This window comes from Anabaena sp. EIM26 (genome assembly GCF_057568715.1).
In genome coordinates this window covers 434,675-447,577 of sequence record NZ_CM172472.1, presented here as the reverse complement: position 1 = coordinate 447,577, position 12,903 = coordinate 434,675, and the positions used below count along the sequence as shown (strand labels likewise).

General features: G+C 34.1%; 6 protein-coding genes. 1 reads left to right on the top strand and 5 read right to left on the bottom strand.

Features of this window, described 5'->3' with window-relative positions; translation table 11 throughout:
- Nucleotides 1-52 precede the first annotated feature (52 nt).
- From AC012T_RS01795 to AC012T_RS01785, 3 genes are all read right to left on the bottom strand, one after another.
- Entirely contained in the window at nucleotides 53-1,153 is a 1,101-nt protein-coding gene (locus AC012T_RS01795) for a Gfo/Idh/MocA family protein (RefSeq protein ID WP_487062615.1), read from the bottom strand.
- A gap of 420 nt (nucleotides 1,154-1,573) precedes the next feature.
- On the bottom strand, nucleotides 1,574-2,485 hold the full coding sequence (locus AC012T_RS01790; RefSeq protein ID WP_487062614.1) for a polysaccharide deacetylase family protein: 912 nt from the start codon (nucleotides 2,483-2,485) through the stop codon (nucleotides 1,574-1,576).
- Between the two features lie 321 nt (nucleotides 2,486-2,806).
- A complete protein-coding gene (locus tag AC012T_RS01785; RefSeq protein WP_487062613.1) occupies nucleotides 2,807-4,285 on the bottom strand; it encodes an NB-ARC domain-containing protein in 1,479 nt (492 codons plus the stop codon).
- A gap of 293 nt (nucleotides 4,286-4,578) precedes the next feature.
- On the opposite strand from AC012T_RS01785, the gene AC012T_RS01780 reads away from it, so the two are divergent.
- Entirely contained in the window at nucleotides 4,579-5,175 is a 597-nt protein-coding gene (locus AC012T_RS01780) for an RNA polymerase sigma factor (protein WP_487062612.1), read from the top strand.
- 72 nt (nucleotides 5,176-5,247) lie between these two features.
- Here the strand turns inward: AC012T_RS01780 and AC012T_RS01775 are convergent, their stop codons facing one another.
- On the bottom strand, nucleotides 5,248-6,663 hold the full coding sequence (locus tag AC012T_RS01775; RefSeq protein ID WP_487062611.1) for an AAA-like domain-containing protein: 1,416 nt from the start codon (nucleotides 6,661-6,663) through the stop codon (nucleotides 5,248-5,250).
- Nucleotides 6,664-7,098: 435 nt separating this feature from the next.
- Nucleotides 7,099-12,903 (bottom strand): AAA family ATPase, encoded by a 5,805-nt coding sequence (locus AC012T_RS01770; RefSeq protein WP_487062610.1) that lies wholly within the window; start codon nucleotides 12,901-12,903, stop codon nucleotides 7,099-7,101.

Genomic DNA, 12,903 nt, shown 5'->3' with positions numbered 1-12,903 from the left:
CTTATCATCCTTGTAGAGACGTTCCATGGAACGTCTCTACTGACTAAGATTTTCAAACATCATTTAAAAAAGTTGCTAAATTTGGCACATTTACCCAGGTTTTCAACTCATGAGATTGATGAGATAAATCCATCAATAATTGAGAATAAACCCCCTCACGCAATGATGGTGTAATCTCTTGTTTAGTTTCAATTCCTTTTATCCATTCATCCACAACACGAAGAAAAGCACAAATGCGACCATCAGCATAATATTGTGGAAATAGCAATTGTTGAGGAATTTCTATTTCTGTTAAAGGTTGACCAATTTGAGAACCCCAAACATGAAAACCGTGAATATAATCCTTTTGGTTGTCGCTACCTAAAATCAATGTACCCTTATCTCCATACACCTCTACCCGATGAGTTCTGGGTGCATGAACAACTGCACTAATAGAAACTTGGCAAGGTATACTATTTGCTAATTCCAGAGATAACATACAAGTATCATCTGTATTCACTGGCTTTAATTTTCCATTTACTGGATCAATTCTTTCGGGAATAGCTGTACTCAAATATGCATTTAATTTGTGAACAGGGCCAAATAACCAATTAATATAATCAAAAGCATGGGAACCTAAAGATCCTAATGCACCACCACCTTGTTCTTGATTAGAATACCAATTCCAAGGACGGGAAACATCAGCGCGAGAAGCACCCAACCAATCAATTTTAATTAAGCGTAAATTACCAACATAGCCTGATGATAAAAGTTGAGCAAAATATTGCCATCCGGGAACAAAGCGAAATTCAAAATCTACAGTCGCAATCACATCTTTATTTTTAGCTAAATAGTATAGTTCTTTAGCTTCAGTTACATTTAAAGTTGTAGGTTTTTCTAATAAAAGATGTTTGCCAGATTGCAGGACTTGTTTTGCCATTTCATAATGTAGAAATGGCGGTGTAGAAATGCTGACTGCTTGGACTTCTGGCAACGCCAGAATTTCTGTTAAATCATCACTAGCGTGGGGAATATTATTTGCTGTAGCGATAGCTTGAGCTTTATTAATATCTCGATGATAAATAGCAACTATCTCTGTTTTGTGATGGGCTTTAAATGCGGGAATATGCACTTTTTGACCAAATCCAGTACCGACAACTGCAACACCAATCATAATTAGTTAAAAGTTAATTTTTTCAAAACCGTAATTTTCGGATTATCATAACTATACATTACCTAGCCAAGATTGACTGAGTTTAAGAAAAAATTATAGGAGTTTTTATATTCAGTTAGTTAAATTTTGTAATCATGAAATAAAATATCAAGAATAATAGAACGCAGATGACCGCAGATAAACACAGATAAAGATAGATCAATCAATTTTAGGATTCTGTGCAGCCTCAGAGGGTGTTTGAAAAGTATAAAGTGTCATGCTGAACGAAGCACCAGCGTAGTGTTCGCGTAGCGTGCCGGAGGCTTCAGCATCTCATAATTTAACGCCAAATCAGGATTATTCACTCCACTTCGTTCCGTTCAGAATGACGAATTATACCTTTCATAGACTTTTAAAACATCCTCTCACATAAAAGTGGTTTTATTTACAAATACCTTTTTTCAAACTTTCTTGAGGATCATTTGAAAATTTTTGAATTATTCCTATCAATTCTTGGCTAGTTCTTGTTCGATTAACCATTAATCTAGGTATTTTGTAATTATCTTTTAAACAAGTATAATTGAGCAGTTTATCATTATATAGATAACCAGATAAATAATACTTGGTGACATACTTTTCTACCTGTTTATTATAAGCACCATAAGGATAAGCAATATGGGAGGCTACTTTTTGTTCTGGGTCTAAATCATCTAGACATTTTCTCAGTTTAATTCTAGCTAATAATAGTTCACTAATTACCTGTTGCTGAGAAATTTCGGTTAAGTTCTGATGATTATTTCCATGAGATTGAATATCAAAAAATCCTTTCTGCCAACCTTCTCTTAATTCCTGACACCTCAAATGAGTTGCAGGTATGCCATCATTATTAGCTAATGTACCAGGACTGATAAATAAAACTACTTTAATTTTTTGACCATATTTTTTTTCCAGCTTAGATAAAATCGGCAACAAATTTGTATATACTGTCTTATAGCCATCATCGAAAGTTAACATAATCATTTTTTTATTTCGATGTTCATAAGGTATTTCTTTAGATTTAGTCAGAAAAAAATCATACAAGTCTTGAGTAGTTAAAAACCAATAATCTTGAGTAACTAAATATTCTAATAATTTCTCTATTTCTTGCTGTTTATAATCCATCTCTAAGTTGGAAGATTGACGAAGATTATTTTGAGATTTCACAATACCATGAAAACCCAAAATCGGAATTGTTGGTGGATTAGATCCTAGTTTAAGCAATGGAAAAATAATTGCCATTAACAAAAATATGGTAATCGGAAATTTTTGGGTTTTTGAAGAATTTCTAATTTGATCATTATTATTTTCGGTCATTTAAAAAATGTTACCTTTTAATTAATATTAGTTGTCAGCATAAACTCAATATATTATATATAAGATGTGATTGATAATCTAAAATATATATTAGGACTTACGCAAGATTGAACTCAAAACTTAATTATTGCGTAGGGGTAATTCATGAATTACCCCTACTTTTGTTCTGTTTTACGTAAGTCCTGTATAGGTATCTTTGTGGTGTATCTACCAGTCAATAAAATCAAGTTTAAAAATAATTACTAGCAAACTTTGATTATTATTGGAAGACCTACAGAAGCTTGGTAGATGCTACTGAGAGAAACTGCATCTAATTTGCAATTAATTATTTCGATTCATCAATGCTGTGATATTGCAAGCGATGTAACCAATTGCTAGAGGAGATTGATTTTGTAAAAGTGGCAAAATTTGATTGAGAATTTGCGGAAGAGTAGAACTATATATAGGGTATAATTTTTCACACAGTTGATTTAAAATGCGATCGCCTGCAATATCGTCTGTACCCGGTCGCAGTAACCAATGCGTCCGCAATATGTGAAAATAATGTATGTCATTAGTCCGCACAACCTGACGAATCTCTTGAATAGCATTTTCCACTAACTCATCAGTTGCCACTTTCATTACCAAAGGTTGCAGCGTAAATGCGGGTTCTTGTTCACTGTTCCATTTTTCTAAAAGCGATCGCTTTTCCAAGGCCATAATGCCCTCTAAAACCATAGCAGGATCAACGGATAGCAGCAAATGGGTCTGCAATCGACAGAAAGAGATGGGTTCTTGCCAAATTGCTAACCAATATAGGATATCTCGTTCCCAGCCGGAAAGCTGCTCAAATTGCTGTTTGAGGATGACACGCAAGCGATCGCCCACAACTATGGTATTTTGATTGAGGAAAGCTGCCACATTCCTACCAAATACAGACTCAATCAAGGGAACAACAATTTTTATTGCTAAAGGATTACCACGATAAAGTTGAATTAAAGCCGATAAACCTAATTCTTTACCTGTAAATCCTCTCGATTGTAATAGTTCTAAAGCCTCTGTTTTGGCTAAACCATTTAATGTGAGAGTACAAACTGTTTTAGTATTAACTTCCAGGGAATTTTGTTTTTCCCGGCTAGTCGTAATGATACAGCTTTGATGGCGGTGAAGGCTTGATTCTTGAATAAATTTAGTTAATTCTGAATTGGATAAAATAGCATCCAATCCATCTAAAATTAATAAACAACGATGTTGTTGTAAATAATTTATTAATTTAAAAGTATCTTTTTGAATGTTTTTAACCGCAGATTGATGAAAACTGTTTAATAAATTATCTATTAAAAAAAACAGTGAAGGTGTATGATCAAGCGATTTCCAAATTAAACAATCAAACTGAGATTGCAGACGATCTGCGATAGCTAATGCTAGAGAAGTTTTACCAATTCCCCCAATACCAATAATATTAATTAATTTACAACCATTATTAATCCATTCCTCTAACTGTAATAATTCCGCATTTCTGCCATAGAAACTTTCAATATCAGGTGCTTCATTCCAGTCAATCAAAGGAGTAGTAACATCTGATTGAATATCAGATGAATCTGAGATAGTTTCCCAATCATTAATACCCACAGCTTGACAAATAGCAATGAAGATTTCTTTCTGAATGCGATCACCCTGCCAAAACCGTCGTAAAGTAGCTTTAGAAGTATGAGCATCTTGCCACCAACGCGCTGTACTAGTTTTAGTCCACCCTAACCGCAGACGGGCTTTATCAACAATTTCTAATCCTGTAGTTGATGCTTTGATAGAATTAGACATATCCCTCTACCTAATTTAATGTTTTTAGCTTAACCTACAAGTATTGCGTAGAGAGATTTAATATCAACGTATACCTGAAATTAACTAAATTAGTTTATTTTAAATGATTCTTATTAATACTGAATTAAACTGAAATACTGATTTTAAAACCAAAGTATAGTATGAGTTATGTGAACTTTATCTCTAGAAAATTCAGAGGTAACAGGAAAAATTCATGTTGAAAAATATGAAATTGAAGTAATGACAGTGTTTTTTGTACCACAATTTTTGAATATTTTATTAAGATAAAAGTTATGTTTAATTATCCAGTAGATACTAGATTATTTTTTGGCGATCGTACTGAAAATATAAGTGCATTTTTTTGGCATTTATGGCGACAGAATGAAGATTACCTATATCGTTGCTGTCTCAAGTGGATGAATGGCAACCCTAGTGATGCTGAGGAAGCTTTGAGCCGGGTGATGTTCAGAGCATGGGAAAAGGTACAAAAATATGCAGGAAAAATTACTAATTATCGGGCTTGGTTGACGCGACTGACTCATAATCTATGTGTAGATATTCATCGAGAGCGAAATCGCGCTGCAAATAGAGTTGAGAATATAGAAATTTATGTTGCATTAGAAGAAAAAAACCTGGTTTTTTATTTCAAAATATCAGAAAGTGCTTTGGAGACAGAGGAGAAAATGGTTGTAATTCGTGAAGCTATTTATAACTTACCAATCAGATTACGTGAGACTTTTATTCTGCATTTTTATCAGGAATTATCCTATCAAGAAATTGCCCAACAGCAAAATATATCCTATCAAAATGTCTGCAAGCGCATTTCGCAAGCAAGAGCAATTTTACGAGATGAATTGAAGGAATATTTTATTGAAGAAACTTTGAACTAAACAGAAGAGATTATCGGTGTGTTGAAGCCCAGTTTATGAAAGGAAATCTGCACCGATTTATTTGGAATCGACTTATGATTTATCATTTACCTGATTCCTAATCACATCACCAAAATAACGTCGATATAATTGGCAACGCGGCTCTACTTCATTGCCTGCAAGCTTCACCAAACCCATACTCTGTAATTGATAAGCTGATATCGTTTCTAATCTCGCTGGCGTAGTAGAATAAATCACCGTTTGAAATGCTGCCATTAATTTCGTTTCCTGTTGCAAGCTCAACCAATATTCTCTTAAATGATGACGATAGATACCTGCATCTGTTACGGCTTCTGCTAACAATTGCTCAAGCGTAATATCAGGATAACTTTTGATATGAGAAAATGCCTGTTCCAATAGATAAGGATGACCACCTACCAATTGCATTAAAGGGTCTATTAAGAATTCATCTTCGGTTAATCCATATTGTCGAGCAAATTCCTGCACCTGCTCTCTCGTTAATTCTGGCAGTTCAATGGGCAATCCCACATTAAAAGGAGACTGATTAATATTTAGGCGGATATAAACATCCGTGGAATGAGCGATCGCTAATCGCAACTTTTTCCAGTTGACACGGCTTCTGGCTTTTTCATACCAAGAACGCAATAACCCAAAAAAGTCTTCGTAAACTTCAGGATAAGGGAAAAGTGCATCCACGTCGTCTAAGTATAAAACGAGGGGATTGTCATTGGCAGCCAAAAGGTATTCTTCTAAATAAGTTGTGCAACTTACCTTCGCACCCATTCCTTCTTCATCCCAACATTCATCTAATTGATTGGGTAGCTTGAGTTCTCGACTAAGATTGAGGCAGAACCAGCGTAAAAATTTATTCAGATTGGTGAGATGAGTTTTGCGATCTGCCATCTTTAAACTTAAGCTAACTGTACGATAGCCCTGCTCTGTCACTTTAGCCAATACCCGTTCCATGAGGGAGGTTTTACCCATTAACTTAGGTGCTTTGAGCCGAATTAAGGAACCTGGTTGCAACAGAGTTTCATGGCAAAGAAATTCAATTGAACATCGCTCCACATATAATTCAGAAGGCTGAGAATCTTGTGTAACTGGATAGGTCGAAGATGGTAATTCTTTTAGTTTACTATTGTGATGTTTACCGTTAGTAGGCATTAATTCCATTGGAGATGAAAGAGATTCAGATGTAAATTGTTTCTCCCAACATTGCTTTTCCCAATATCGTTTTAAGGCTTGTTTAAAATTACTTTTTCTGACTTTTTCACCTAAGGCATCTGTGAGCAGTTTCCAAAGCTTGGGAGCAATATCTTGACTAATATAACTTGTTGCATACTGGTTTTTAGCTGCAATTTGATCATATTCGTCCCGTTCCCAAGATCCTTTAATTACAATTATTTCAACGTCAGTTAAGTTTCTATAAAAATTTTTTAAAACAGCTTGATTAGCTATTTTTATGGCATCATCTAAATTAAAATTCATAACCTTTATACATATTTAATTAATTTATACGTTGCTCAGACTTGCAGGGAGATTTCTTTAAATAAGGGTAAATTTGTATTACTCATTAGCAAAGTTTGATTATTTATTACCGCGCCCTTGTTCTTAGAGGATATCATGTATGATGCAAAATATAGCTAATATTTAGTTAAAAGATTAAACAAACTCAATTTTGTCAATACTGCCTAAGATAGAAATAAATCTTATTAATAAGATTTTTGTGAATAGCTTGAATTTTTGGACAGTACAAATTTCCACTCTACTACTCATGGAAGGAAAGGGGTGGGTAACGCTTCAACAAACTGTTGATATATTTACAAACCAAATTAAATCTATTTAATCTTAATTACAAATCTTTATGCCAAAATAAAAACTGTTATAAATATTGAGAAGCAGCTTATTTAAATCAAGAAACTATTATATATTTTGTAAAATCCAACTATTATCAAAAACGACTTCATAAATCCGGTTATGGATTTTCAGATAACTCTCTTCTTTAACTAATAGCCCTGATAATATCAATTCTCGCTCAATTGGACTATCCGCTGTCTTCACCTTGCCATGTTCTAAAACTTGCCCATAGAGTTCTAGCATTGAAGTAGCTGGCTGTTCACCTTTGAGGATGCGATCGCGAATCGTCCTTAAATGCTCTGGTTCGTCTTGAGCTTCCCAGTCGTATATAATACTGGTACGGATTAAATTCTCAATCCAGGCTTTTTCAGTTTTTTCAGATATAGAAGATGAAGAATTACGAACCATCTGGCAAATCTTTTGAGTTAAAAAAGGCTGGCCGTTAGTCCAAAACAACACTTCTTTAAGTACCGCTTGTGGGTTGCTAACCTTGTCTGAAAACCCATGTAGTAGAGGTTGAGCTTCGTGTAATTGGAAGCCTTGCAGTTGAATAGCCTGACCAATATTAAACGGCGTTCGGCGATAATCTGTAATTAAATCACTAGGAGTAGCAACTCCTAATAAAACAAAGCACAATCGCTTATACTCTGGATTAATACCGCGCTGATTATAGCAAGACCGAACTAAAGTAAAGAAGTCATTAACTGAAAAATCTAAACCTAAAATACAATCAATTTCATCTAAAAAGATCACTATCTTAGGTGCAGGAGTACCATCTGATAATCTAACTTCACTTAACAAAACCTCCTCAAAAAATCTACTCAATCTCTGCACAGGAGAAAGTTCGATATTTTCTTGCCACCAAGCTTTTAAATTAACCTTACCAAACAGGTCAAAACCTTGCCACAACTCCACAGCTAATCCTTTGTACCATTGATCTGGAGTAATGTTTTCACTACCAATTCGAGTCATATCAATGGCAGCACAGCAAAAACCTTCTTGTTGTAAATAGTGCATCATCCGCACCATCAAACTTGATTTACCCATTTGTCGGGTATTGAGAATATAACAAAATTCTCCACTTCTTAATGCTTTATATAGATAACGATCAGCAGCACGCACTACATAGGTAGGAGCATCAATTGGCAAGCTACCACCAACTTGATAATTATAACTTGAAGCTTCTTCATCACTTTTTAACAGAGCATTTTCAAATTCTAATTTAGCTTGAGTGGCTTTAAGAATTTCCAAAGTTTGTGATAGTTCTTGAGTACGTTTTTCTACTTTTTGCTCTAGGGTTTCGTAGAGACGAGAATTTTCAATAGAAATAGCAGCTTGACTAGAAAGAATATTTAAAACTTCAACTCTTTCTGGTGTAAATGCTCCCGTTGTGAGATTATTTTCTAAATATAAAATACCGCTCAATTTACCTTGATTGAGGAGGGGAGTGCAGAGAATTGATTTCGGTAGCGTAGCGATAATATAAGAATCACGGGTAAATTGTCCCTCATGGGCGGCATCATTGAGAACTATATTTTCCTGGGTGCGGGCAACATAGTTAATGATAGCGGTTGAGAGAAGCGGAGTCTGGGTAGAGACATCTAGTGAGTCTACCGGGATAGATTCTAGAATAGTAACGTCATCAGAATCTATAGATCCCACTGCCTCAATCACCCATTGGTCATCAGAATGTAGAAGCAGAAAGCCTTTTTGAGCGCCAGCATTCTCAATTACAATTTTCATTAACTTTGCCAGCAACTTACCCAGAACAATTTCACTAGCTAGGACTTGAGATGCTTTAACGACTGTTGTTAAGTCGAGAAATGTTCCATCATTACCACTAGTAGAAATAGTGGGACTGAGGCTTTTAGCCTTCCCTTTGTTTGTAGTTCCTATAAGATATTGTGGATATTCATCTTCTAATTGTTTTATTTTGGCTTTAGCTCCCCAATGTGTATAACAATGGTGGGCATTTTTCAGATATAACTGCCCAATTTCTTCTCTACCTAGTTGCAGATAAAATTCTGCGGCTCGTTCATAAGCTAAAGCTTCTTCATGGATAAATTCATATTTCTTAGCACCTTGAATAGCTTTTTCATATAATTCTTCTGCTTGCCAATTTTTTCCTGACACTCTGGCTTTTTCAGCAGCAACTAAATCATATTTATGTTGAAAGTTTGCCGGACAATGGTTAGTCCATATCTTCATACTCTCCTGATTTTTGTTTACTTGCTCCATTAATTCTATTTGCTGGTTAATATCACAGGTCTGATATTCAGCCAACGCAGCAAGGGAAAAATAAAAATTATGGTAGGGGCTTGTAAGATATGAACTACAGGCTTGTACATATTTTGCTGCATTAAATCCGGTTGCCAAAGCTTGATGATAATCTTTACAAAAGTAAAAATATATTTGTTTAGCGAAATATGCAAAAAATATTAACCAGGTATTATTATTTTGTATCCAATTATTTAAATATTCTATCTCTTCTTCTCTAGAATTACCAATAATCAAACCATTCTGATTATTATTTGTTGTTAAGAAATTAATTACTAACTTGTGAAATATGTCTATACAGTATATGGAATAAACAAACCCTGTTTTTTTTATATACTTAGAATATTTTTGAAAATCTTCTTCAACCTCTTCTAAATTATATCCACCTAAGAACTTAAAATAGCAATAATCTATAGCCAGATAAGAAGCACTTTCGTTGTCTCCGGTATCTATACCTGTCTTAAAACTTTGTTGTAATTGGTTTTGTGCAATAATCTTTCTTAAAAATTCGTTCCAGTGGTAAATCTGTGAATAATACACATGGATAACAAAAGCTTCTAATCTGGGAACGTTAAATTTTTCTAGTAGCTTGAGAGCCAGTTTACCAAATTTATTTCCATTATCAATATCCCTTTTAATACATAAAAACATTGCATAAACTGTATAAGTGCAAGCTGCTTCAGGAGGATGTCCATATTTCAGGTAGAGATTGATCTGAGTTAATATTACTTCTACTGATAACGGAAAATTAGTCGTGCTTGCAGTGACAATAATTTGTTGTAGGATGACTATAGCTGCAATTTGCAACTGGTCGCTCATTACAGGTAAGTTAGCTAAATCTTCAACATTTTCAATTTGTTTGTCTTGCAAAAATAACTTGATCAATTCTTGTTGTTGGGAAATTTTCTCTTCTATTTTGCTTGGTTCTGGTAAGATATTTATCCCAAATTCCCCTAATGTTTGCAGAGCAGTATCTATTGCTTTATCAGGTTTAAATGTTGTGTTATAGTATAGTATTTTTAACTCATTAACCTTAGATTTATCTAAAATTGATTTTGCTTGTTTGATCACCTGTTCAGCAAGTTCTTCAAATTGGGCAAATTTAATGTTTAAGCAAAGCAGTTCTAATATTTCTACATAAAATTCAAACGTTAATTTATACTGCTTATCCCAGCTATTAGATGCCAAGAGTTTTAATCCCGATTCTACATATCTAAGAGCCGGTGCATAAGCTGTAGATGCCTTAGATTTTTTACCTGCTTGAAGATTCAATTTAGCTAACTCATCTTTTTTAAATTGTTCAGTAATTAATTCTGCTCCTTCATTCAGTTGATTGACAATATTAAAAATATTTTCGTCTAATTCATCTGCTTGAGTATTTTTCCACAACAGACGGCCTATTTGCAAGTGAATAGATTTCTTTTCTTCTTCTAAAATGAGACTATACGCGGCTTGTTGAACTCGGTCATGTAAAAATTTATAGGGAATGAATACAGCCGTTTGAGGGATGAAATCCAAGTCAATATCTGAAGTATTACTTGATATTTCTTCCTGATTCCATAACAGAGGTAGTTTATAGTTATTATTTAAGGGAATGATTAAGCCTTCCTGAAGTGCTGGTTGTAGTTCTTGAGCAGTGACAATTGAGGATTTTTTATTAACAATTGACAAAACTTCCAAGTTAAATTCATTTCCTATACAAGCAGCTAATTTTAAAATATTTTGTGTATTGTTATCTAGTTTTTCAATTTTCCTGACCATTAAATCAACTACATTATCAGTTATTCCTACTCGTTGTATTTGCTCGATATCCCAATGCCAAAAACCTCTGTTATGTTCTCCGTGATTAAAAGGAATTTGAGTGATAGTAAATACTAATAATTTTTCTTGATATAATATTTGTAATAATTGAGTAATAAAGAAAGAATTACCAGCAGTTTTTTTAGTTACTAACTCTGCTAAAGGTCTTACCTCTTCCCTGGAACAATTTAGGGTATCAGCTATTAATTGTTTAACATCACTAATTCCCAAAGGTTGAAGAATGATTTGATTAACTGTAATTTCAACTTTTCTAACTTGCTCTAATGTTTGTATTAAAGGATGAGTGGGACTGACTTCATTATCTCGATATGCCCCAATAATCAATAAATATTGACTATCCGCATTGGTAGTTAATTTCTCAATTAAATTCAAAGATGGTAAATCTGCCCATTGTAAGTCATCGAGAAAGATAACTAAAGGATGTTCTTTTTGACTAAAAATGTGAATAAATCTGGCAAAAAATAAGTTAAACCGATTTTGTGATTCAGTTGCTCCTATTTGCTCAACAGGTGACTGTTTACCGATAATTTTTTCCAAGTCTGGAATTACATCAATAATTATTTGACCATTATTTCCTAAAGCTGTTAATATTTTCTCTTTCCAAATTTGTAGGGTTATTTCCGGTTCACTCAAGAGTTGACGGATTAAACCTTGGAAAGCTTGGGTTATCGCTGCGTAAGGAATATCTCTCTGTAACTGGTCAAACTTGCCATTGATAAAGTATCCTCTTTGCTGTGTAACGGGTTTATGAATTTCGTTGACTAAGGCAGATTTACCAATGCCTGAATAACCAGAAACGAGAATTATTTCAGTATTACCTTGGCTAACTCGCTCAAAAGTAGTTAATAGTTGAGTAATTTCTTGCTCTCTTCCATAAAGTTTTTGAGGAATATGAAACTTATCAGCAATATCTTGACTACCTAAAGAAAATTGAGCAATTTTTCCTGTGGTCTTTAATTGCTGAAGACAGGTTTCTAAATCTGCTTTAATTCCCCAAGCACTCTGATATCTTTCCTCTGGGGTTTTGGCTAACAATTTGATGATGATATTAGATAATGTTAAAGGAATTGAAGCAATTAGTTGATCTGGTCTTTTTGGGTGTTGTGCGATATGACAATGGACTAATTCTATTGGATCATGGGTGGTGAAGGGGAGTTGATGTGTTAACAGTTCGTATAAAGTGACACCTAGAGAATAAAAATCACTACGGTAATCTATACCCCGGTTCATTCTGCCGCTTTGTTCTGGAGAAATATAAGCTAATGTTCCTTCTAAGTGATTGATGTTGCTAACTGTTTGATTTTCTTGAGATAACCGGGTAGAAATGCCAAAGTCAATAATTTTTAGTTGTCCAGTTTCTTTGTTATAAACAATGTTGGCAGGGTTAATGTCTTTGTGGATAATATTAGCGGCATGAATAGCTGATAAACTCTCAGTAATTTGAATAGCAATCAAGAGAAATTGTTCCACGCTAAACTGAACTTGAGACTTTACCAGGTTTAAAGATTGACCTCCAAAGTCCTCTAAGAGCATGATTAAACTATTCTTGTATCGCTTTAAGCCATAAGCTTTGATAATTCCATTTGAATTTAAGGAACGAGTAATTGTATATTCTTGTTTATATCTAGTTAATTCTGAAGGAGTGGGATAGTTTTCCTTAAGCATCTTCAGAATAATTGCTTGGTCATCTGGCTTTAAAACACCTCTATAAACAAACGAATTAGTACTTTCATATATTTTTTCTGTAATTTGGTAATTGATGATATTGTCCAT